Genomic DNA, 20,447 nt, shown 5'->3' with positions numbered 1-20,447 from the left:
GGAGACGACGTGGTGGTGTCTCTGGTGCAGATTTTCCGCATCCGCGACGGGAAGATCGATCGGCTGCGCGACTACTTCGCGCCGGGCCGGCGGCGCGTCCGGGGTGAGCGCCTGCCGGTCCGGCCGGGGCCGGCCGGGTGGACGGCGGGCACGGGGGAGCCAACCGGCCACCCGGGGTTCGGGTGGTTGTGCGTCCTGCGGTTACTGCGGGGTGGTGCGGTCCGGGTGGGCGGCGAGCCCGGGGGGAGTCGCTCGCCGCCCACCCGGAGTTCTGGGGGTCATCTCCGGGTCGATTGGTCGTCCTCGGAGGGGCCGGTTCTGCTCGGATGGACGTTCGGCGGGGTGGGTACGGCCGATGGGCTCGGGAGGGTCACGCCGCCCTTGCCGGGCTTGACTCCGCTGGTGTCCTGACCGTTGGTGTCGCCGTTCGCGTTGCCCTTGCTCGCACCGCTGCCGGTGCCGCTGCCGCCGTGCCCGGCGGTGCCGGGTTGCCCGCCGGTGCCCTGGTGGTCGCCGCCCGGACGGCTGAGGGAGCCGCCGCAGAAGTCCGGCACGCCGTCCGCTCCGCCGGCCGCCGCGATCAGCTGGGCGAAGACCGGGTCGGCGGCCAGCTGGCGGGGGTGCTCGCCCTTGGCCGTGCGGTCCGCGAAGCTCTGGCAGAGCGGGACCAGCGCGGCGGGTGGGGCGGGGTGGACGCCGTTCCCGCCGGGCGAGGCGGGGTCGGACGGGGCGAGGCCGTGGGGATCGGCCGAGGCGCCGGTGGACGGCCGGGCGGAGCCGTTCGGGGACGCGGATCCGGTGCTGCCGGTGGCGCTCCGGGTGGAGCCGGACGGGCTGCCCGAGGTGGCCACCGTGTGCTCCGGCTCGGACGAGCCGCCGCCGAGGGCGGACTGCCAGTTCCCGGTGCCGGCGGCGACCGCGACCCCGCACAGCGCGGTGGCGCCGAGCACGGCGGCAGCGGCCTTCGTGCTGAAGGCCCTGGCCAGCGCGGCGGTTGCCATCGATCGTCTCCGGATGGGGGTCACTACGGGGTCGGGCGTGAGACTCGCCTCCCGGAACGCGGCCAGGGCGGCCTCCTCCCCGGCCAGTTCCGCCGCCGTCGCCGGGGCGGCGGCCGCGGCCAGCACCCGGGCGAGCTGCCCGGGACCGTCCGGTCCGGTGAGCGAGGCGTCCTGCCCGGCCGACGGGGCGGCCACGGCACCGCCGAGCAGCTGCTCGGCGGCATCACGGTCGATCCGACGGGATCGGTTGGTGCTCATCTCATGTCCTTCAGCGTCGCGGCCCGGCGTTCTGTCACACCCTGCGGAGAACTTTTTTTCGCGGGTTTCCCCGCGGCTTCCTCAGCGGGCTCCTTCGCGGTCGGCGCGGCCCGGCCCGCGGCACCCGGTTCGGTCCGCCGGGCGGCCGGGATCCCGGCGCCGGAGGCGAAGGGCTGGTCCAGCAGCTTGGCCAGCCGCCGCAGCCCCCGGTGGGCGGCCATCCGGACGCTGCCGGCCCGCTTGCCGAGCACCTGGGCGGCGCTCTCGGCGTCCAGCTCCATGACCACTCTCAGCAGCACCGCCTCGGCCTGGTCGCGCGGCAGCCGGGAGATCAGCGCCAGCGCGTCGGCGGTGCCGACCGTGGTGAGCGCGGCGCGCGCGGTGTCGTCCCCGGCGGCCAGCTCGACCAGGTACTCGAACGGCAGGTCGGCGACCGGGCGGCGGCGGCGGGCGCGCAGGTGGTCCATCGCGCGGTTGCGGGCGATGGTGGCGGCCCAGCCGCGGAAGCCGTCCCCGTCGCCGGAGAAGCCGCGGAGGTCGCGGGCGATCTGCAGCCAGGTCTCGGAGGCGATGTCCTCGGCGTCCTGCATGTCCTCCGGCCGTCCGCCGACCAGCACTCTCAGGTAGCGCAGCAGACCCGGCTGGACGGTCCGGAAGAGCAGCCGGAACGCCTGTTCGTCACCCTCCTGCGCGGCGCGGACCGCCTCGGTCAGGTCGGTGGGAACGGCGCCCCCGCCCGGCGGGGGGCCGGCGGGAGGTACTGGTCCGGACCGGCCGAGGGGGCTGCCGGTGCCCGCTCCGGGGCGTTCTGCACTCTGCACCCGCCACATGATGCGCCATTCGAGCGAACGGGTCGGCTCCGGTCGAAGGACCGGACCGGTCGGAACCAAGATCCAATGGCCGGCTGCCGTTCGTCCGCGACCCCGGAACGCCGCCCCCGCCAGGCTTGTTGGTGGACGAATCGATTCAGGTCGCGACCGTGACCGGATCGCCGGGTCCGCCGAAGCCGCCGGACCGCCGCCGTGACCCCGCGCCCGTACTCCTGATGTCCGCCCGGGCCCGTCCGACTGCTCCCCGGTCGAGCGGGGTGGGCCGGTCGCACGACGTCCTGGCCGGCGCCGCACAGGGGCTCCCGTCCGTCGGGGACGAACGGTTCCGGACGGTGCGCCGCCTGGACACGCCGGCCCGCGCGCTGTGCACGCCCCCGGAGGAATGAGCTGGTCAGCGCCGGTGTCACGGTCCGCCCAGTGACAACTGTCATGCGGATCACGCAACGGACGGCACTGCTCCGACGGAGGGCCGGACGGAAAGACTGGAGGCACGACGCGGGCAGCGGCCCGCAGTCACCAGCCGGGGGAGGAACCCACCATGAGCAGCCAGACCGTCAGCGCCGCCACCGCCGCTCCCGCCCAGGCCGCCGAAGCGCCGAACCCGCTGGTCTCCGGGCTGCGCCCGATCGTCCTCGACGTGGTCGCGCCACTGGCCGGCTACTACCTGCTGCACTCGGCCTGCGGCCTGAGCGAGTTCGCCGCGCTGGCCTGGAGCAGCGCCTTCTCGGCCGGCCGGACCGTCCTCGGCCTGCTGGGCGAGCGCAAGGTCAACCTGTGGGCCTCGCTGATGCTGGTGGTCAACCTGGCCGGCCTGGCGCTCACCTTCGTCACCGGCGACGCCCGGATGATGATCGCCAAGGACGGCTTGCTGAGCGGCACCGTTGCGCTGGCGATCCTGGTCTCGGCGCTGGTCGGCCGTCCGGTGATGACCCCGATGCTGATGCCCTTCGTCACCAAGGGCAACCGGGATCGCGCCGCCGCCTGGCAGCGGCTGGTCGAGGGCCGGGCGGCCGCCTCGCGGGCCTTCCACCGCCACGAGCGGGTGTTCGCCGGCATCTGGGGCACCGCGCTGCTGGCCGAGTGCGCGGCCCGGGTGGTCGGCGCCTTCACCCTGCCGGTGTCGACCATGGCCTGGCTGTCCACCGTGTTCCTGATCGGCGCGATCGTGGGCGGTTCGCTGCTCGGCCAGATCGCGGTCGAGCCGATCGAGAAGCTGGTCGAGGCCGAGGTCGAGGCCGAGGTCGAGGCCCCCGTCGCCGCCTGAGCCCCGCTCGGGCCACCGCCTGAACTGCGGGTTCCGACCGTTTGAACAGTCAGGAACCATCGGGATCTCCCGGGAGTCCTTATAACGAGGGGGTAACGGGCCCCCGACCGAGGAAACGGGGAGCCCACCATGCGGACCGACGCGCTGACCACCACCGAGGACCGCACCCTCGTCTGGGACGGCTGCCTGAACGTCCGCGACCTGGGCGGACTGCCCACCACCTCCGGCCGACCGACCGTCCGTGGCGCGATAGTCCGGGCGGACAACCTGGACCGCCTCACCCGCGAGGGCTGGGACGCCCTCCTCGACCACGGTGTCCGCACCGTGGTCGACCTGCGCGACGCCGAGGAGTACAAGCCGCTCCTCCCGCTCCCCGAGGACGTCGAACTGGTCCGCGTCCCGCTGGACGAGCTGGCCGGCCCCGCCTGGTGGGAGACCCACGGCCGACTGGACGGCACCCCACTGGCCTTCCGTCCGTACCTGGAGCACTGCCCGCACGCCGCCGCCGCGCTGGTCACCGCGATCGCCGACGCCCGCCCCGGCGGACTGGTGGTGCACTGCGGCGCCGGCCGTGACCGCACCGGCCTGGCCGCCCTGCTGCTGCTCGCCCTGGCCGGGGTCGACCGGGCCGCGATCGCCGAGGACTACCTGCTGAGCGCCCCCAACGTCCGTCCGCTGTACGCGATGCTCGGTCTGCCGGACCCGTACCGCCGGATCGACGCGGCGCTGGCCGAGGCCGGGACCACCGCCGAGGCCGCTCTGACGGCCGCCCTCGAGGGGCTCGATCCGGTGGGCTACCTGCTCGCGGCGGGGGTCACGCCCGCCCGGATCGCCGCCGTCCGGGAGCGGCTGCTGCCCGGCGCGTAGGGCGCGTAGCACGTCGGGGGCGTTCGACGGGACACGAAAACAAGCTACCCACAGGTAGCGTCAACTCATGGTTGACGATCCTCGGATCGACAACCTACGGTTGACGCATGGAGAATCCCGTTGTTCCCAACACCACTCCGCTGCGCCTCGACGACCTGATCGCCGCGATCAAGAAGGTCCACACCGACGCGCTCGACCAGCTCTCCGACGCGGTCATCGCCGCCGACCACCTCGGCGACCTCGCCGATCACCTGATCGGCCACTTCGTGGACCAGGCCCGCCGCTCCGGCGCCTCCTGGACCGACATCGGCCGCAGCATGGGCGTCAGCAAGCAGGCCGCCCAGAAGCGCTTCGTCCCCAAGGGCCCGGGCACCCCGGCCGACCTAGACCCCGAGCAGGGCTTCGCCCGGTTCACGCCCCGGGCCCGCAAGGTCATCGTGGCCTCGCAGGAGGAGGCCAGGAAGGCGAGCAACCCCGAGATCACCGCCGAGCACATCCTGCTCGGGCTGCTCGCCGAGCCCGAGGGCATCGGGCTCAAGGCGCTCGCCGCCCAGGGCGTCACCCCGGAGGCCGTCCGGGCGGCGGCCACCGCCGTCCTGCCGACCGCGGTCGAGCAGGCGATCCCCGCGCTGATCCCGTACGACGCGCAGGGCAAGAAGGTGATCGAGCTGACCTTCCGCGAGGCGCTCAAGCTCGGCCACAACTACGTCGGCACCGAGCACATCCTGCTCGCGCTGCTGGAGTTCGAGAACGGCGAGGGCGTGCTCGCCGGACTGAAGGTGGACAAGTCCGAGGCGGAGACCTTCATCGCCGAGGCCGTCGCCGCCATCATCGCCGCCCGGAACGCGGAGTCCGGACAGCAGCGGTGAGACCTCCGTCGGCCCGCCGTGCCCGGGTGGAACTCCCGCCCGGGGCACGGCACTTCCGCGTTCCGCTCAGAATCCCGAGACGTGGGTGGTGACGATCCGGACCCGGCCGTCGGCGGCCGCCGCCAACGCCGCCCGCAGCCGGGCCGAACGGGCCGGACCGAGCAGTTCCAGTGCCTCCTCGACCGGGGCCCAGCGGTGGGTGTCCAGCTCGCCGGCCGGCACGGTCACCGGGGTGCCGTCCGGGACGGTACCGAAGTCGAACAGGAAGTGCTGGGCGGGGTGGTCGAGTTCACCCGAGGGGTGGGTCCAGGAGATGGCCAGCAGATCGCCCGCCTCCTGGACGATGCCGGTCTCCTCAGCCAACTCCCGCTCGGCGCACTCGACCGGGCCCTCGCCGAGGTCGATCGTCCCGCCCGGGAACTGCCAGTGCTCGCGGTACCCGGCCTTCACGATCAGGATCCGGCCGGACTCGTCGCGCAGCAGGCAGCCCGCCGCCGCGTAGATCCGGGGCAGGGAGGCCAGCCACTCCTCGCGGGATCTCAAGGGCTCAGCCGTCACGGTGTTCCTCCTGGGGCAGGGCGGTTCGGTCGCCCCCCACTCTGCCACCGCCGCCCTGACCGGCCCGACCGTCCTGCTCGGCGGGGAGCCGGGCCGGGAGGCCTACTCGGCGGGTAGCCGGGCCGGGAGACCGAACAGCGGGAAGAGCACGTCGGTGTCCAGGAAGTTGGTGAGCCCGGTGATCCGGCCCTCCGACACCTCCGGCACGATCAGCGCCCACGGCTCGTGCCCGCCGGCCGGGCTCGGCCGGTACTGGGCGAGGGCCGGGCCGCCGTTGGCCGTCACCGGCAGCAGCCGGGAGCCCCGGCAGCCGTGCCCCGGGCCCAGCATCCAGGCCCGGATCTCCTCCGGCCCCCGCAGCCACATCGCGAACGGCGGCATGTTGAGCGTGACGTCCTCGTGCAGCAGCGCCGCCAGGCCGTCCATGTCGTACGCCTCGAAGGCGCGGACGTAGCGGTCCAGCAGCGCCCGCTGCGCCTCGTCCATCGCGGGGGCCGGGCGGGCGGCCGAGGAGTCGGCGGCGAGCACCGCGCGCGCCCGCTGCAACGCGCTGTTGACCGAGGCGACCGTGACGCCGAGCAGTTCGGCCACCTCGGCGGCCTTCCAGCCGAGCACCTCGCGCAGGATCAGCACCGCCCGCTGCCGGGGCGCGAGGCGCTGCAGCACGGCGACGAAGGCCAGCTTCACCGACTCGCGCTGGGCGGCCACGTCGGCCGGATCCCCCGTCCCGGCCAGGACCCGGTCGTCCGGCGCGGGGCCGATCCACGTCACCCCGGGCAGCCGGGCGTCGCTCGCGGTGGCCACCGTCACCGGACCGGCGAGATCCATCGGACGGGCGCGGCCCTTGCGGCCGTTCAGCGCGTCCAGGCAGACGTTGGTGGCTATTCGGTACACCCAGGAGCGCAGCGCGGCCCGCCCCTCGAAGCCCCGGTGCCCGCGCCAGGCGCGGACCATGGTCTCCTGCACCGCGTCCTCGGCCTCGAAGACCGAACCGAGCATCCGGTAGCAGTAGCCGGTGAGTTCGGTGCGGTACCGCTCCAACTGGAGCTCGACCGGCTCCTCCGTGATCACATCGGCCATGGCGCGCCCCCGTCCTATTGCCGCGTGCCGCTGAACGGGACGAACGTAGCGCACCGTACCGACAACCCGGCGGGGCGGAGCGGCAAGCGCCCTGAGCGTGCGTCAGGGGCGGACGCCGGACCGGTGGCGTCCGCCCCCGCGGGACCTTCGACCTCCGGCAGGGGGCCGTCGGCCGGCCGGGCCGGTCGTCAGCCGGGCCGTCGTTCTGTGGGGCCGTCGTTCAGTGGACGGAGTGCTTCTCCGCGCCGCGGTGCCGGTGCCCCTTGAGCTCCGCGTGCATCGCCGGGGCGGAGGGCACCACCGAGGACGCCGCGTCGCGCCCACCGTGGCGGAAGGCGTCTCCGGAGGGGTTCGCGGCGGCGGAGGACACCACGCCGGCCAGCGGCTTCGGTCCGAGCCGGCTGGGCGTGCTCACCATGCCCCGGCGTTCCAGTAGGTCCTGGGTGCCCTGGCGGAACTTGGCGGTGCTGCCCGCTGTGCGCTTGGTCATCGTCGGCCTCCCTTCGGCGGCCACGGCCGGACGGATGCCGACCGGAGGGGCCGCACGGGCGTTATGTCCGGATTTTATCCGGCCAGCGGGCCGGTGCCACCGGGGAGGCCGGGGTCCGGGCGGCCGGGGGCGTGCTCAGCCCATGACCTCGTGGACGAAGCACCACCGCCAGTCCTCCCCCGGCTCGTACGAGCGGATCACCGGGTGGGAGGAGTTGTGGAAGTGCGCGGTGGCGTGCCGCTGCGGCGAGTTGTCGCAGCAGCCGATGTGGCCGCAGTCCAGGCAGATCCGCAGGTGCACCCAGTCCCGACGGCCCTGGGCCAGGCAGTCGGCGCAGCCGTCGGTGGGCGGGAGGGGCTCGATGTCCCGGGGGGCCATGGCGAGGTCTTCGCAGGCGCTCATGGTCGAAGGCTATGACGGCCGGGGCCGGGCCGCCGCTTCAGGACGCCCCCGGGAGTGGGTGGCGTGCCGGGCTCCGCCGCCCCGGGTGCCGCCGTACCGGCCCCGGCCGGGCCCGGCGAGGTGGCGGGCGCGGCATCCGGGGCCGTCCAACTGGCCAGCAGGGCCGGCTTCTGGGCGGTGGGCGAGTCCGGTGGGGCGGTGTAGACGACCAGCATCTGGTCCGGCACGCCGTTGACGGTCAGGATCTCGTAGCCGAACTCGAGCCCGCCGACCAGCGGGTGCCGGAGCAGCTTCACGCCGCTGGTCTTCTCCCGCACCAGGTGGTCCGCCCAGAGCCGGCGGAACTCCTCGCTGCACAGCGACAGTTCGCCGACCAGGGCGGCCAGGGCCGGGTCGTCGGGGTGCGGTCCGGCGTCCCGGCGCAGCTGGGCGACGGGCTCCGCGACGACCGCCTCCCACTGGGGGTGGAAGTCGCGGGCGGCGGCGGGGTCGAGGAAGGCGTCCCGGGCCTGGTTGGGCGGCGAACCCGCCATGGCGGCGGCGGGTTCGGAGAAACCCCAGCTGTCCGCCGCCCTGCGCGCCGAACTCGGCCCGCGCGACGTCCGGGTCAGCGCGATCGCGCCCGGCCTGACCGACACCGAACTCGGCGGACACATCGACAACCCGGCGCTGCGGGAGCAACTCGGCGGCATGTTCGCCGCCATCCCGGCGCTCCACGCGGAGGACGTCGCCGACCTGATCGCCTACACCGTCAGCCGCCCCCGGCACGTCAACCCGCGCCACCAGGTGGTGCTGCCGACCCGGCAGACCTGACCATCGGGCCTGACGAGGGCCGGATCCCCGCTCCGGACCCACGGGTGGCATGGGAGCATGCCACCCGTGGCGATCGTGACGGGGAGAACGGACGGCGACACCGGCGGGGGCGGCAGTACGGCCCCGGCCGGGCGGCCGGACACCAGCGGGGGCATACCCGGGCAACCGGGCAACGGCGCAGGCGCGGGCACAGACGCGGGCGCGGGCGCGGGCGCAGCGGGACGGCCGGGCGCCGAGCAGCGGCGGGCCCGACCGCTGTCCGACGCCGGCCGGATCCGGCAGCCCGTCGCCCTGATCCGGCTGCTCACCGGCCTGCTCGCGATGGCGCTCACCCTGCTGCTCGCCGACTACGCCCGCGCCACCACCGTGGGCATCGCCTCCGACGTCGCCGAGGCCGCCGCACTGGTGCCGCAGACCCTGGCCGGCCTGGCCGGCGGGCTCACCACCGCCGCCGTCCTGCTGCTGCCGGTCGGACTCGCCGTCCGCCGCCTGCTCGGCCCGGACCGGCGGCGCGCCCTCCAACAGGTCTCCGACGGCCTGCTCGCCGCCGTCACCGCGTACGGCGCCACCCTCGCCCTGGACCTGTGGGCCGACGACCTCGCCCCGCCCTCACTGCTCACCGCACTCACCCAGCCGCTCCCCGGCAACCTGCTCGGGCACACCGAACCGGTCTACGGCTACCTCGCCCCCGTCCTCGCCTTCATGACCGCCTCCGGCAGTCGCGAACGGCGCCTGCCCTGGGCCGTCCTCGCGCTCTCCGGCCTCGCCGGACTGGCCGGCGGGTACGCCACCCCCACCGCGCTGCTGCTCGGCCTGTTGATCGGCTGGACCGGCGCCCACGGCACCCTGTACGCCGTCGGCACCCCGGACCCGCGGCCCAGGCCCGGGGAGGTCCTGCGCGCCCTGCGGGACAGCGGGCTGCGGCCCGTCGAGGCCCTCCCCGCCGGACCGGACCACTACCGGATCCGGCAGGCCGAGGAGCGGTCCGAACTCGACGTCCAACTCCTCGACCGGCAGGCCGTCACGGCTGCCGCCGTCCAGCGCGCCTGGCGTCGACTGCGGCTGCGCACCGCGCCCCACCCCCGCGCACTGCGCTCACCGCGCACCGGGCTGGAACACGAGGCCCTGGTCACCTACGCGGCCCTCGCCGCCGGAGTGCGCACCCGCCGGATCGCCGCCACCGCGGGCCTCGGCCACGACACCGCCCTGATCGCCTACGAGCACCTGGTCGGCCGCACCCTGGACCAGCTCGACGACTCGGAGATCACCGACGAGCTCCTCACCGACGCCTGGAGCCAGCTCGCCCTGCTCCAGCGCCGCGAGATCGCCCACCGCGCCCTCGTCCCCTCCTCCCTGCTGGTCGACGACACCGGCGCGGTCCACCTGGTCGACTTCGCCGACGGCGACATCGCGGCGAGCGAACTCGTCCTGCGCTGCGACATCGCCCAGCTCCTCACCACCCTCGCCCTCCGGGCCGGCGCCGCCCGCTCCGTCCGCGCCGCCACCACCGTCCTCGGACCCGACGCCCTGGGCGCCGCCCTCCCCCTCCTCCAGCCGATAGCCCTCGCCCGCACTACCCGCCAGTCGCTCAAGCGCCACCCGGACGGGAAGGAGGCGGCGGCCGCGGACCCGCAGGCGCTGGAGGGCTGCCCGGCGGAAGCGGCCGGCGGCGCGCGCCCGACCGGGCGGCACGCGGCCCCGCCCCTGCTCACCCGCGAGGTCGGCACGGCCGTGCCGGCAGGCGAGGCGCGGCCGGGGCACGGCGACAGCGGCGAGCCCGCGACGATCGGCATGGCCACCGATGGGGCCGGCGCCGCGGTCGCCGGGCCGACCACGGGAGGGGACGGCGGCTCGGGCAGCGCTGCCGCCCCCACCGGGTCGTACGCCGCAGCGCCGACCGGCCCGGTCCGCCCGGTCGGGGCAGACCGTCGCGGCGCCGACGAGCCCTCCGCCGAGCAGCAGGACTCCGGCGGCGGCGAGCCGGGCCCGACCGGCGGCCTGCTCGAGGAGATCCGGGCGGAGGTGCTGCGCGGTCGACCGGAGGTGGTGGGGCGGCCGGTGCGGCTGGAACGGCTGCGGCCGCGGACGCTGCTGGCGGTGGTGGGCGGGGTGGTGGCCGGGTGGCTGCTGATCCCGCAGTTCTTCGCGGCCGAGGACAACCCGATCGCGGCCCTCGCGGACGCCGATCCGTGGTGGCTGGCGCTGGCGGTGGTGGCGGCGGGGCTGAGCCACGTGGCGGCGGGGATGGGGTTCGTCGGGTTCGTTCCGGAGCGGCTGGACTTCCGCAACGTCGTGCTGGCGCAGCTGGCCGGGGCGTTCGTGAAGCTGGTGTCCCCCGGGGGCGTCGGCGGGATCGCGCTGAACACCCGGCTGCTGCAGCAGGCGAACATCCCGACCGCGCAGGCGCTGTCCAGCGTCGGGGTGGGGCAGTTGATCGGGCTGGTGCTGCACCTGCTGCAGCTGGGGGCCTTCGTCTACCTGGTGGACGCGCAGCCGGGCGGTTCGGAACTGGAGGCACTGCCCGCCGTGGTCGTCGGGCTGGTGGTGGCCGCGGTGCTGCTGGCGGTGGTGTGGTCGATCCCGCCGGCCCGGCGGTGGCTGGGGGCGCGGCTGCGGCCGTTGACGGCTCAGGTGCTGCCGCGCCTGCTGGACCTGCTGCGCAATCCGGGCCGGCTGGCGGTGGGGGTGTCCGGGCAGCTGCTGGTGTCGCTCTGCCTGATCTCCTGCCTGTACTGCTGCGCCCTGGCGATCGGCCGGGTGCCGTCCTTCGCCTCGGTGGCCGTGGTGTTCCTGGTCGGCAATGCGGCGGGCAACGCCGCGCCGACTCCGGGCGGGGCCGGCGCGGTGGACATGGCGCTGGTCATCGGGCTGCAACAGACCGCGTCGATGGAGGAGGGCGGTGCGCTGGCGGCGGTGGCGCTGTTCCGGCTGCTGACGCTGATCCTGCCGGTGCTGCCGGGCTGGGCGGCGATGACCTGGCTGCAGCGCCGCAAGGCGCTGTAGGGGTGGTGGGGCCGGACGGCCTACTCGCGGTAGTCGTCCTCGTCGAGCTGGACGATCCGGCTCTGCTCGGCGGCGTCGGCGACGTCGGTGGCCGGGTCCGCGCCGAGAGCCCGGCGCTCGGCGACCTCGTCGTACTCGTCGCCGGTGGGCTCCTCCTCGTCGGGTTCGACGGTTTCGGTGGTCTCGTCGATCAGGTAGTCCTCGTGGTCCTGCGGCATGGCGTCCGTCCTCACTGTCGGGAGACTCCCAGGGCCCGGATGGCGTACTGGCAGTATCCGCCGCCGGGCGCGCGGACGCGACGCGCCGGGGCCGCTCCGGCGTGTTGTCCGGTCGCGCCACCGGGCCGAATTGACCCATGGATTCCGCACCGGAATGACCCATGGCACGGGTGCATTCCGCTCCTAGGGTCGTAGCCATGACGACGAACGAGATCACCTCCGCCCCCGCCCGCCTCGACTACGCCCGCACCGTCCCCAAGGTGTTCCGCGCGATGATCGCCCTGGACGCGGCCGCCCGCGAGGGCCTCGACCCGGCGCTGGTCGAGCTGGTGCAGATGCGCACCTCGCAGCTGAACAACTGCGCGTACTGCCTGGACATGCACGCCAAGGACGCCCGCAAGGCCGGCGAGACCGACGAGCGGATCTACCTGCTGCCGGTCTGGCACGAGGCCCCGGCCGGGGTGTACAGCGAGCGCGAGCGGGCCGCGCTCGCGCTGGCCGAGGAGATCGTGCGGATCGGCGCCGGGGTCTCGGACGCGGTGTACGCCCGGGCCGCCGATCACTTCGCCGAGGCGGAGCTGGCACAGCTGATCTCGGTGTGCTTCACCATCAACGCCTGGAACCGGATCAACATCACCACCCGCAAGACCCCGGGCACGCTGTAACGCCGACGGCCGGCCCGCCCTCGCTCCGCCCCCGTCGGGGTCCCCGGCGGGCCTCCGGCGGGCCCGCACCGCGGGGCCGCGCGGAACGCGCCGCAGGCCACCGGGGGTACGATCGGTGCCGTACCCAGGGCTTACCCACACCCACCCGGTGGCCCCGAGGCCCATACGAACGACGGGGAAATCATGTCCGGCTCGCACTACTTCTCCAGTGCACCCGAGGTCGCCAGCGAGCGCCGGCCGATCACGGTCTCGCTGCCGGACCTGACCCTCGAACTGACCACCGACACCGGGGTGTTCTCGCACGGTCGGCTCGACCAGGGCACCCGGATCCTGCTGGAGCACGCCCCGCAGCCGCGGGTGCGCGGGCCGATCCTGGACATCGGCTGCGGCTACGGCCCGATCGCGCTGACCTGGGCGACCCGGCGCAAGCGGCTGCCGGTCTGGGCGGTGGACGTCAACGAGCGCGCGCTGGAGCTGGTCCGGCTGAACGCCGAGGCGCTGCGGCTGGGCAACGTCCAGGCCGCGCTGCCGGACGACGTCCCCGAGGACCTCCGGTTCGCCACCATCTACTCCAATCCGCCGATCCGGATCGGCAAGGCCGAGCTGCGCAGGCTGCTGACGCACTGGCTCGGCCGACTGACCCCGGACGGTTCGGCGTTCCTCGTGGTGCAGAAGCACCTGGGCTCGGACTCGCTGCAGAAGTGGCTCAACGACCAGGGCTACCCGACGTCCCGGGTCACGTCGGTCAACGGGTTCCGGATTCTGGAAGCACGGCCCCGCCCGGATGCGGGCGAGGGCTCGGAGAGTGGACGGGGAACGACGTCGTGAAGCAGCTGCGCGGGACCGAACTGAAGCGACTGCACCGCTCGTGGCGGCGCAGCAACGAGTTCCGGCTCGCGATGATCCTGGAGAACCTGCAGTCGCCGTTCAACGTCGGCTCGGTGGTCCGGACCGGGGCGGCGATGGGCGCCGAGAAGCTGTACCTGACCGGGGACACCCCGTCGGTGCGCTCGACCGGTGCGCAGAAGGCCGCGATGGGCACGGACAAGTACCTGAAGGTGGAGCACTTCCCGACCGTCGCCGAGGCGGTCGCGGCCGCGAAGGCGGACGGCTTCAAGGTGGTCGGGCTGGAGCTGGCGGACGAGGCGGTGCCGATGTTCGCCGCCGAGCTGACCCCGGCGGTGGCCTTCGTGCTCGGGCACGAGGACCGCGGGATCACGCCCGAGGCGCTGGCGCTCTGCGACCAGGTGGTGTTCGTGCCGCAGCTGGGCCGGGTCGGCTCGCTGAACGTCTCGGCGGCCGCCACGGTGGCCTGCTACGAGGCGCGCCGCCAGGGGTTCGCGCTCAGCGGCACCCCGGACGGGAGCGACGCCGGCGGCGACTTCGGCGACGAGGACTGACCAGGACTGACCAGGACCGGCGAGAACTGACCGCGACCAACCAGGCCTGACATCGGATCAGATGACCGGAGGGGTGTGCCGAAAGGCCCACCCCTCCGGCGTTCTCCGCGCCGGAAGCCCTCGGATATCTGCCGAAAGGCAGATGTGCGGAAGCGGCCCGGACGGAAGCATTTCGGGCGTGACCGAACTCCAGATCCTCGACCTCACCAAGGAGTACCGGGGCGGCAAACGCGCCGTCGACTCCTTCTCGCTGACGCTCCGGCCCGGCGTGCTCGGCCTGCTCGGTGCCAACGGCGCCGGCAAGTCGAGTCTGATGCGCATCCTGGCCACGGTCACCCGGCCCACCTCGGGGCGGGTGCTGTGGCAGGGGATGGACATCGCCCGCCACCCCGGGCCGCTGCGCCGCGCCGTCGGCTACCTGCCGCAGGACTTCGGCGTCTACCCGCAGCTCACCGCCCGCGAGTTCCTCGCCTACCTGGCCGCCGCCAAGGGGCTGCGGCGGCGCTCCGCCAAGGCCCGGATCGAGGAACTGCTCGAACTGGTCAACCTCTCGGGCGCGGCCGGGCAGCGCCTGGGGGCGATGTCCGGCGGAATGCGCCAGCGGGTCGGCATCGCCCAGGCACTGCTCAACGACCCGGCGCTGCTGATCGTGGACGAGCCGACGGTCGGGCTCGATCCCGAGGAGCGGCTGCGCTTCGGCAGTCTGCTGAGCGGGCTCGGCGCCGAACGGATCGTCGTGCTCTCCACCCACATCGTCCCGGACGTGGCGGCCACCGCCGACCGGATCGCGGTGATGGGCGGCGGTCGGCTGCTGCACCACGGCAGCGCGGAGGACCTGCTGCGCGGCGCCGAGGGCTCGGTCTGGGAGCTGACCGTCCCGGCCGACCAACTCCCGCCGCTGCGCTCGCGGTTCCTGCTCGGCGGCACCACCCGCACCCCGCAGGGCGTCCGGGCACGGGTGCTGTCCCGGCACGCGCCCACCCCCGAGGCGCGGCCGGTACCGCCCCGGCTGGAGGACGCGTACCTGCTGCTCACCGCCGACCGGGCCGCTGCGGAGCAGGTGGCGGCATGGTGACGCGGATCGGGGCACTGGCCCTGGCCGACTTCCGGGAGCGCCGACGGCGCCCTGGCTACCTGGTCGTGCTGCTCGGCACCCTCGCGCTCGGGCTGCTGGCCGCACCACTGGGCGACTCCCGCTGGGAGGTGTTCCAGGTGACCGACCTGCGCGGCCGCTACACCAGCGGCTACTTGGGGACGGTGACGGCGCTCGGCGGCGCCGTCTGGCTCTCGCTGGTGGGCTTCGCGATCGCCCGGGGCGCCATCGGGCGGGACGAGCAGAGCGGCGTCGGCCGGCTCCTCGCCGCCACCCCGCTGAGCCGGATCGGGTACCTGGCGGGCAAGTTCGTCAGCAACCTGCTGCTGTTCGGCTCGATGCTGCTCGCACTGGCCGGAACGGCGCTCGCGGTGCAACTGATCAAGGGCGACTCGGACCAGGTGGACGTGGTGCGGCTGCTGCTGCCGTACGTCCTGATCACGCTGCCGCTGCTGGCGGCGGTGGCCGGGTGCGCGGTGCTCTTCGACACCGTGCCCGGGCTGCGCGGCGGGCTGGGGGCGGCGGTCTGGCTCGCGGTCTGGCTGGTCTGCGTGGTGGGCGCCCAGGCCGGCGGCGGACCGGACCTACTGGGCATGCGGCGGATCACCACCTCGATCCGGGAGGTGCTCGCGGCCGGCGGGCGGCCGGTCGACGGGGTTGAGTTCGGCGTGGGCCTGACGGCGGACAACCGGGTGCTCGGCACCTTCGACTGGCCCGGTCTCGGGCCGGGCGAGGCGCTCGGGCCGGCGGCCACGGGGGTGCTGCTGGCCGGTGCGGCGGTGGGGACCGCGCTGCTCGGGGCGCTGTGGCTCCGGAGCTTCGACGGGCCGCACGTCCGCCCGGGCGCCGGGTCGGCCGGGCGGACCAGCGCGGGCGCTCCGGGCGCTCCGACCGGGGGCGCGGCGGCGTCCTCGGCCGGCCCGGCGGGCTTCGCCCTGGACCTGACCCGGCTGACCGTTCCCCGGCAGGGGCCCATCGGATTCGACGCGCTGCTCGGGGAGTTGCGGGTCCTGGTGCGGGGGCAGCGGCTGTGGTGGGCCGGCGTGGCCGTGCTCGCCATGGTCGCGGCGGCCGTCACCCCGGACGGACCGAGCCACCCGGCGCTGCCGTTCGCGATGCTCTGGCCGATGCTGCTCTGGTCCCGGATGGGCCACCGAGTCGACGGCGGCAGCATCGACCAGCTGCTCGCCTCCTGTCCGTCCCCGCTGCGCCGGGGGCTGGCCGGTCTGCTCGCCGGGATCGTCCCCGCGCTGGCGGTGGTGGCCGTACCCGCTCTGCGACTGGCCGGTGCCGGGCAGTCCAGGGCAGCGGCGGGCGCCATCGCGGGCGCCCTGCTGGTCCCCGCCCTGGCGCTGCTCTGCGGCAGCCTCACCCACGGGCCCCGGCTGTTCCAGACCGTCTACCCGATGCTCTGGTACGGGATGGTCACCCACGTCTCCGGGCTGGACTTCCTCGGCGTCTCCGGGGACCGGGCCCCGGCCCCGCCGGCGGTCGCGGGCCTGGCCGCCGCGCTGGCCGCGGCCGCGCTCGCCCTGGACGCGATACGCCACGCCGCCCGGTGACACGCCACTCGGTGAGCCGGGCGGAGGAGGGGCGGTTCCCCCACCGGGGGGAGCCGGTCCCTCCCTGCGGCGGAGGCCGCGGGGCGGAATGGACTGGGAGCTTGGAGGCAGTCGGAAAACGACCCGACTCCCTTCTCCTGATCGAGGATTGACCATGCGCAAGCTCACCACCGCCATCGCGCTGACCACCGCGGCCGTGGCTCTCGCCGCCGGAACCGCCGGCACCGCCACAGCCGCGCCCGCGTCCGCGTCCGCCGAACACCTGTCCCTGTACAGCTGGACCCTGCTCAACGAGCACGGCCCGGGCCCCAACCCGGGCGAGCGACTCACCGCGCAGGTCAGCGCCCGTACGGTGGGCGGCCACCCGCGGGGGCACGTCGTGGTGCAGCACGTGTTCGAGAAGTCCGGCACCACCCGGGCCGAGTTCGACGTCGACTGCCTGACCGTCGACGGGAACGGCGCCATCACCGTGACCGGGCCCATCTCGCAGACCGTGGTCACCCCGCTCGGGGGCGAGCCGTACCTCTATCAGGAGGGGCAGCACCCCGAGGCCGGCCTCACCTTCTACCCGACCGACGAGCAGCACCAGCGCCGGGTCGGCTGGAACCACACCAACCCCCAGATGCACACCGAAGTCGTCAAGTGCGGCCCGGTTCCGGCCGGCCTCTGGGTCATCGCCGGCGGGACCTTCCTCCGGCGGTGACGGCCGGGCCGCCCCCACCGGCCCCGAACGCATCAACAGACCGATCGTCAACCTGTCGTCAGCATCAGGGATTTACGGTAACGTCGCCCGCGCCAACTGCGCCGCCTCCGGGGCGGGGATCACCGGATTCACCGGCTCCCCGGCCAAGGAGTGCGGCCCGCGCGGCGTGCGAGCCAACGCGGTCGCCCCGGGCCCGATCGCCACCGACCTGGTCGGCGAGCTGTCCGAGGCCGCGCTGGAGCGGATGCGGGGAACGTCGCGCTCGGCCGGGTCGGCAAGCCCGAGGAGGTGGCTGATCCGGTCTCCTTCCCGCCGTGCGATCGGACGGCACACATCAGCGGGCCGGCCTTCGAGATCCACATCCATGACGGCGGCACGTGCCCATGGGCAGACGAGTGGGGGGCGGAAATGCGGGGAGTGCAGGGTCCGACGGCGGGGGGCGGCGAGGACCACTACGACGCGATCGTGGTCGGCAGCGGCCTGGGCGGACTGGTCAGCGCGGCCTATCTGGCTGCCGACGGGCGCAGGGTGCTCGTCGTCGAGCAGCACGACGTGGCCGGGGGCAACGCCCACGTCTTCCGGCGCCGCCGCAAGTACGAGTTCGACGTGGGCACCCACTACATCGGCGACTGCGGGCCGGACGGGATCCTCCCGGCCATCCTGTCCGGCCTCGGCGTCCGCGACCGGGTGACCTTCCGCCCGATGGACAACGAGCAGGGCTTCGACCGGATCATCACCCCCACCGCCACGGTGGACGTGCCGGCCGGCTGGGCGGCCTACCGCGACCGGCTCCGCGCGGCGCTGCCCGAGGAGACCGAGGGGATCGACCGCTTCGTCCACATCGCCGGGACGGTGTCCGGTGCCACCCGGGAGAGCCTGGTCGGCCGCCCCATGGTCGAGCTGTTCCGCCAGTTCCCCGACACCATGCGCTGGTCCCGCCGGACCCGGACCCTGGCCGAGGCCCTGGACCACTGCGAGCTCTCACCCAAGGGCCGCACCCTGATCGCCGCCCAGGCCGGCAACTACGGCACCATGCCGGACGGCATCACCTTCGCCGAGCACGCCGCCATGCTCGACCACTACATGCGCGGCGCCTACTACCCGGAGGGCGGCGGACAGGCCCTGGTGGCCGCCTTCGTCGAGGCCCTGGAGTCGTACGGCGGCGAGCTGCGCACCCGCTGCGAGGTGCGCCGCATCCTGATCGACCAGGGGCGCGCCACCGGCGTCGAACTCGCCGACGGCAGACGGATATCCGCCCCCCTGGTGATCTCCAACGCGGACTACCGGCGCACCGTGCTCGACCTGTGCGGCGGCGAGCAGGCGTTCTCCGCCGAGCTGGTCGGCCGGACCCGGGCGGCCACCATGCGCGGCGCCCTGGTCGCGGTGTACGTCGCGCTCGACACCGAACTGCCCGGCCTGCCCAACGCCAACATCTGGTGGCACGGCAGCGACGACATGGAGGCCGCGCACGCGGCGATGATCGAGAGCTGGGAACGCGACGGCACCGTGGACTCGATCCCGATGCTGATGTTCTCCTTCGCCTCCCACAAGGACCCGGGCGCGGCCGCGGTCTGCCCGCCCGGCCACAGCAACTTCCAGCTGCTGACCCTCTGCCCGCCCGGCTACGACTTCTGGGGCGTACGGGGCGGCCCGGCGGACGGCGAGCCCTACCGCCGGGACGCCGCCTACCAGGCCCGCAAGCAGCAGTTCACCGAGCTGATGGTGACCACCGCCGAGAAGGCGATCGGCCCCTTCCGGGACCGCATCACCCACCTGGAGGCGGCGACCCCGCTCAGCCACGAGCGCTACATCCGCAGCACCGGCGGCACCCCCTACGGCATGGCCCGCTGGGGCAACGTCAGCCAGCGGCCGGACGTGCGCACCGAGGTCGAGGGCCTCTACGTGGTCGGCCAGAACACCCGCTTCGGCAGCGGCCTGAGCGCGGTCGCCACCGGCGGGATCGCCGCCGCCGGACAGGTGCTCGGACGCCGCCTGCTGCCTGAGGTGGCGGCCGGCGCGGTGCTCGGCGACCCGGCCAAGCTGCCCGACCGCGGCCCGGACTGGGACCCGTTGCTGGTCTCCCGCGGCCGCGCCCGCCGGAACGCCAAGGGCCTCGCCCGAATCGGCTGACCCCCGCGCCCACCCTGCCCGACTCCGTACGCGCCGCCCACCCCCTCCCGGGGGGCGACGCGGCCGGTGGGCAGGAGGGTCTTCCGCATCACCTGCTCGAAGTAGTCGAGGATCTCGCTGGCCGAGGCCAGCCCCGCATCCCGGCGTTCCAGCCGTCCTCATCCACCATGGCCCCGGCCCCGACGATCAGGTAGTCGACCTCGAGAGCCGTCGGCTTCGACGACGGGCATTCGACCCCGGCTCGTCGACTTCGTGATCTTCTCGCCGACAACGCCCGACGCAACGCAAAAGGCCCGGCCAGAACATCTGACCGGGCCTTCCGAAACCTGAGCCGCCTGCGGGATTCGAACCCGCGACCTACGCATTACGAGTGCGTTGCTCTGGCCAACTGAGCTAAGGCGGCACCGCTGCCACGTGTGGTGGCAACGCGGGTCAGTCTACACAGGTTCGCAGGTGATCCGTAGCCGGGGTGGTCGGGGCGGGTGGGGGGTGCGGTGGGGGCGGATGGTTTTCGCTTCAATCGATCGCCGGTACGACGTTACGATGAGCGCCCCCTGTCACCCCTCCCCCACCCCCGGAGTGCACCGTGTTCGGTGTCAACCACCTGGCGACGTACGTCCTCGGCGCGCTCGTCATCATCCTGCTGCCCGGCCCCAACTCGCTGTACGTGCTGTCGGTCGCCGCCCGCAAGGGCATCCGGACCGGGTACCGGGCCGCGGCGGGCGTGTTCATGGGCGACCTCACGCTGATCAGCCTGACCTCGCTGGGGGCCGCCTCGCTGCTGAAGGCCAACCCGGCGGTGTTCGCGGTGGTCAAGCTCGGCGGCGCCGCCTACCTGCTGTGGATCGGGTTCGGGATGCTGCGGGCCGCCCGCCAGCTCTGGCGCGAGCGCCGGGCGGAGGCCGACCCGGCGGCGGCCGAGGCGGCGCCGGAGGCGGGCGAGCGGCCGTTCCGGCGGGCGCTGGTGATCAGCCTGCTCAACCCGAAGGCGATCCTGTTCCTGCTGTCGTTCTTCACCCAGTTCGTCGACCCGTCCTACGGACAGCCCGCGCTCTCCTTCGCCCTGCTCGGCGGCATCCTGCAGACCTTCAGCCTGCTCTACCTCTCCCTGGTGATCTTCGCCGGCACCACGCTCGCCACCGCGTTCCGCCGCCGCAAGCGCCTGTCCGCGACCCTGACCAGCGGCGTCGCCGTGCTGTTCGCGGGCTTCGCCGCGAAGCTGGCGGTCTCCTCCGCCTGAC

At 74.3% G+C, this 20,447-nt stretch carries 21 protein-coding genes, 1 tRNA gene and 1 pseudogene; 14 read left to right on the top strand and 9 right to left on the bottom strand.

Going from position 1 to position 20,447, the window contains the following annotated elements; genetic code table 11:
- Window positions 1-278: 278 nt before the first annotated feature.
- Window positions 279-1,259 carry a hypothetical protein gene (locus ACWCYO_RS25185; protein ID WP_449785466.1) on the bottom strand — a complete coding sequence of 327 codons (981 nt, stop codon included), beginning with the start codon at window positions 1,257-1,259 and terminating at the stop codon, window positions 279-281.
- On the bottom strand, window positions 1,256-2,089 hold the full coding sequence (locus ACWCYO_RS25180; RefSeq protein WP_405000690.1) for an RNA polymerase sigma factor: 834 nt from the start codon (window positions 2,087-2,089) through the stop codon (window positions 1,256-1,258). The genes ACWCYO_RS25185 and ACWCYO_RS25180 overlap by 4 nt, the downstream gene beginning before the upstream one ends.
- A gap of 538 nt (window positions 2,090-2,627) precedes the next feature.
- Here ACWCYO_RS25180 and ACWCYO_RS25175 point away from each other — a divergent pair.
- The 3 genes from ACWCYO_RS25175 (at window position 2,628) to ACWCYO_RS25165 (ending at window position 5,089) form a co-directional block, all read left to right on the top strand.
- Window positions 2,628-3,353: a VC0807 family protein gene (locus ACWCYO_RS25175; RefSeq protein ID WP_270146085.1), complete on the top strand. Its 726-nt coding sequence runs from the start codon at window positions 2,628-2,630 to the stop codon at window positions 3,351-3,353.
- 129 nt (window positions 3,354-3,482) lie between these two features.
- Window positions 3,483-4,220, top strand: coding sequence for a tyrosine-protein phosphatase (locus ACWCYO_RS25170; protein ID WP_449785465.1), 738 nt, complete (start codon window positions 3,483-3,485; stop codon window positions 4,218-4,220).
- Window positions 4,221-4,327: 107 nt separating this feature from the next.
- Complete coding sequence (locus ACWCYO_RS25165; RefSeq protein ID WP_449785464.1) at window positions 4,328-5,089, top strand: Clp protease N-terminal domain-containing protein; 762 nt, start codon at window positions 4,328-4,330, stop codon at window positions 5,087-5,089.
- Window positions 5,090-5,155: 66 nt separating this feature from the next.
- On the opposite strand, the gene ACWCYO_RS25160 is transcribed toward ACWCYO_RS25165, so the two are convergent.
- The 5 genes from ACWCYO_RS25160 to ACWCYO_RS25140 form a co-directional block, all read right to left on the bottom strand.
- Complete coding sequence (locus ACWCYO_RS25160; protein ID WP_270146082.1) at window positions 5,156-5,647, bottom strand: NUDIX domain-containing protein; 492 nt, start codon at window positions 5,645-5,647, stop codon at window positions 5,156-5,158.
- Window positions 5,648-5,749: 102 nt separating this feature from the next.
- On the bottom strand, window positions 5,750-6,727 hold the full coding sequence (locus tag ACWCYO_RS25155; protein WP_449785463.1) for a sigma-70 family RNA polymerase sigma factor: 978 nt from the start codon (window positions 6,725-6,727) through the stop codon (window positions 5,750-5,752).
- 220 nt (window positions 6,728-6,947) lie between these two features.
- On the bottom strand, window positions 6,948-7,217 hold the full coding sequence (locus ACWCYO_RS25150; protein ID WP_270146080.1) for a hypothetical protein: 270 nt from the start codon (window positions 7,215-7,217) through the stop codon (window positions 6,948-6,950).
- 135 nt (window positions 7,218-7,352) lie between these two features.
- Window positions 7,353-7,619 carry a UBP-type zinc finger domain-containing protein gene (locus ACWCYO_RS25145; RefSeq protein ID WP_270146079.1) on the bottom strand — a complete coding sequence of 89 codons (267 nt, stop codon included), beginning with the start codon at window positions 7,617-7,619 and terminating at the stop codon, window positions 7,353-7,355.
- Window positions 7,616-8,152 (bottom strand): MmyB family transcriptional regulator, encoded by a 537-nt coding sequence (locus ACWCYO_RS25140; protein ID WP_449785462.1) that lies wholly within the window; start codon window positions 8,150-8,152, stop codon window positions 7,616-7,618. The genes ACWCYO_RS25145 and ACWCYO_RS25140 overlap by 4 nt, the downstream gene beginning before the upstream one ends.
- On the opposite strand from ACWCYO_RS25140, the gene ACWCYO_RS25135 reads away from it, so the two are divergent.
- Window positions 8,133-8,432: an SDR family oxidoreductase gene (locus tag ACWCYO_RS25135; protein ID WP_449785461.1), complete on the top strand. Its 300-nt coding sequence runs from the start codon at window positions 8,133-8,135 to the stop codon at window positions 8,430-8,432. The genes ACWCYO_RS25140 and ACWCYO_RS25135 overlap by 20 nt on opposite strands.
- Before the next feature lie 66 nt (window positions 8,433-8,498).
- Window positions 8,499-11,435, top strand: coding sequence for a lysylphosphatidylglycerol synthase domain-containing protein (locus ACWCYO_RS25130; RefSeq protein ID WP_449785460.1), 2,937 nt, complete (start codon window positions 8,499-8,501; stop codon window positions 11,433-11,435).
- 20 nt (window positions 11,436-11,455) lie between these two features.
- Here ACWCYO_RS25130 and ACWCYO_RS25125 read toward each other — a convergent pair whose 3' ends face one another.
- The gene (locus ACWCYO_RS25125) at window positions 11,456-11,653 is read right to left on the bottom strand and encodes a hypothetical protein (protein WP_270146076.1); all 198 of its coding nucleotides are present in this window, start codon (window positions 11,651-11,653) and stop codon (window positions 11,456-11,458) included.
- Window positions 11,654-11,850: 197 nt separating this feature from the next.
- Here ACWCYO_RS25125 and ACWCYO_RS25120 point away from each other — a divergent pair, with 197 nt between their 5' ends.
- The 8 genes and pseudogenes from ACWCYO_RS25120 (at window position 11,851) to ACWCYO_RS25085 (ending at window position 19,206) form a co-directional block, all read left to right on the top strand.
- Window positions 11,851-12,318, top strand: a complete 468-nt coding sequence (locus ACWCYO_RS25120) for a carboxymuconolactone decarboxylase family protein (protein ID WP_270146075.1) — start codon at window positions 11,851-11,853, stop codon at window positions 12,316-12,318.
- 183 nt (window positions 12,319-12,501) lie between these two features.
- Entirely contained in the window at window positions 12,502-13,146 is a 645-nt protein-coding gene (locus tag ACWCYO_RS25115) for a class I SAM-dependent methyltransferase (RefSeq protein WP_449785459.1), read from the top strand.
- Entirely contained in the window at window positions 13,143-13,718 is a 576-nt protein-coding gene (locus tag ACWCYO_RS25110) for a TrmH family RNA methyltransferase (protein WP_270146073.1), read from the top strand. The genes ACWCYO_RS25115 and ACWCYO_RS25110 overlap by 4 nt, the downstream gene beginning before the upstream one ends.
- 178 nt (window positions 13,719-13,896) lie before the next feature.
- Window positions 13,897-14,793 (top strand): ABC transporter ATP-binding protein, encoded by an 897-nt coding sequence (locus ACWCYO_RS25105; protein WP_449785458.1) that lies wholly within the window; start codon window positions 13,897-13,899, stop codon window positions 14,791-14,793.
- Window positions 14,787-16,373, top strand: coding sequence for an ABC transporter permease (locus ACWCYO_RS25100; RefSeq protein ID WP_449785457.1), 1,587 nt, complete (start codon window positions 14,787-14,789; stop codon window positions 16,371-16,373). The genes ACWCYO_RS25105 and ACWCYO_RS25100 overlap by 7 nt, the downstream gene beginning before the upstream one ends.
- A gap of 154 nt (window positions 16,374-16,527) precedes the next feature.
- Entirely contained in the window at window positions 16,528-17,076 is a 549-nt protein-coding gene (locus ACWCYO_RS25095; RefSeq protein WP_270146070.1) for a hypothetical protein, read from the top strand.
- A 31-nt stretch (window positions 17,077-17,107) separates the two neighbouring features.
- A pseudogene (locus ACWCYO_RS25090) lies at window positions 17,108-17,248 on the top strand (beta-ketoacyl-ACP reductase); the annotation flags it as partial.
- A 236-nt stretch (window positions 17,249-17,484) separates the two neighbouring features.
- On the top strand, window positions 17,485-19,206 hold the full coding sequence (locus ACWCYO_RS25085) for a phytoene desaturase family protein (protein ID WP_449785456.1): 1,722 nt from the start codon (window positions 17,485-17,487) through the stop codon (window positions 19,204-19,206).
- Between the two features lie 329 nt (window positions 19,207-19,535).
- Here ACWCYO_RS25085 and ACWCYO_RS25080 read toward each other — a convergent pair.
- A tRNA-Thr gene (locus ACWCYO_RS25080) sits at window positions 19,536-19,609 on the bottom strand.
- A 183-nt stretch (window positions 19,610-19,792) separates the two neighbouring features.
- Here ACWCYO_RS25080 and leuE point away from each other — a divergent pair.
- Window positions 19,793-20,446, top strand: a complete 654-nt coding sequence (gene leuE, locus ACWCYO_RS25075; protein WP_270146059.1) for a leucine efflux protein LeuE — start codon at window positions 19,793-19,795, stop codon at window positions 20,444-20,446.
- The last annotated feature ends 1 nt before the right edge of the window (window position 20,447 follow it).

Source organism: Kitasatospora sp. NPDC001683, assembly GCF_053596495.1.
This window is presented reverse-complemented; position numbering and strand designations above follow the sequence as displayed.

What these genes read in the sequence shown, in the direction of transcription:
- ACWCYO_RS25100 (WP_449785457.1), top strand. Translation starts at nt 14,787, where the DNA reads ATGGTGACGCGGATCGGGGCACTGGCCCTGGCCGACTTCCGGGAGCGC.
- ACWCYO_RS25125 (WP_270146076.1), bottom strand. Translation starts at nt 11,653, where the DNA reads ATGCCGCAGGACCACGAGGACTACCTGATCGACGAGACCACCGAAACC.
- ACWCYO_RS25185 (WP_449785466.1), bottom strand. Translation starts at nt 1,259, where the DNA reads ATGAGCACCAACCGATCCCGTCGGATCGACCGTGATGCCGCCGAGCAG.
- ACWCYO_RS25170 (WP_449785465.1), top strand. Translation starts at nt 3,483, where the DNA reads ATGCGGACCGACGCGCTGACCACCACCGAGGACCGCACCCTCGTCTGG.
- ACWCYO_RS25165 (WP_449785464.1), top strand. Translation starts at nt 4,328, where the DNA reads ATGGAGAATCCCGTTGTTCCCAACACCACTCCGCTGCGCCTCGACGAC.
- ACWCYO_RS25145 (WP_270146079.1), bottom strand. Translation starts at nt 7,619, where the DNA reads ATGAGCGCCTGCGAAGACCTCGCCATGGCCCCCCGGGACATCGAGCCC.
- ACWCYO_RS25085 (WP_449785456.1), top strand. Translation starts at nt 17,485, where the DNA reads ATGCGGGGAGTGCAGGGTCCGACGGCGGGGGGCGGCGAGGACCACTAC.
- ACWCYO_RS25095 (WP_270146070.1), top strand. Translation starts at nt 16,528, where the DNA reads ATGCGCAAGCTCACCACCGCCATCGCGCTGACCACCGCGGCCGTGGCT.
- ACWCYO_RS25175 (WP_270146085.1), top strand. Translation starts at nt 2,628, where the DNA reads ATGAGCAGCCAGACCGTCAGCGCCGCCACCGCCGCTCCCGCCCAGGCC.
- ACWCYO_RS25155 (WP_449785463.1), bottom strand. Translation starts at nt 6,727, where the DNA reads ATGGCCGATGTGATCACGGAGGAGCCGGTCGAGCTCCAGTTGGAGCGG.
- ACWCYO_RS25120 (WP_270146075.1), top strand. Translation starts at nt 11,851, where the DNA reads ATGACGACGAACGAGATCACCTCCGCCCCCGCCCGCCTCGACTACGCC.
- ACWCYO_RS25115 (WP_449785459.1), top strand. Translation starts at nt 12,502, where the DNA reads ATGTCCGGCTCGCACTACTTCTCCAGTGCACCCGAGGTCGCCAGCGAG.
- ACWCYO_RS25140 (WP_449785462.1), bottom strand. Translation starts at nt 8,152, where the DNA reads ATGGCGGGTTCGCCGCCCAACCAGGCCCGGGACGCCTTCCTCGACCCC.
- ACWCYO_RS25150 (WP_270146080.1), bottom strand. Translation starts at nt 7,217, where the DNA reads ATGACCAAGCGCACAGCGGGCAGCACCGCCAAGTTCCGCCAGGGCACC.
- ACWCYO_RS25180 (WP_405000690.1), bottom strand. Translation starts at nt 2,089, where the DNA reads ATGTGGCGGGTGCAGAGTGCAGAACGCCCCGGAGCGGGCACCGGCAGC.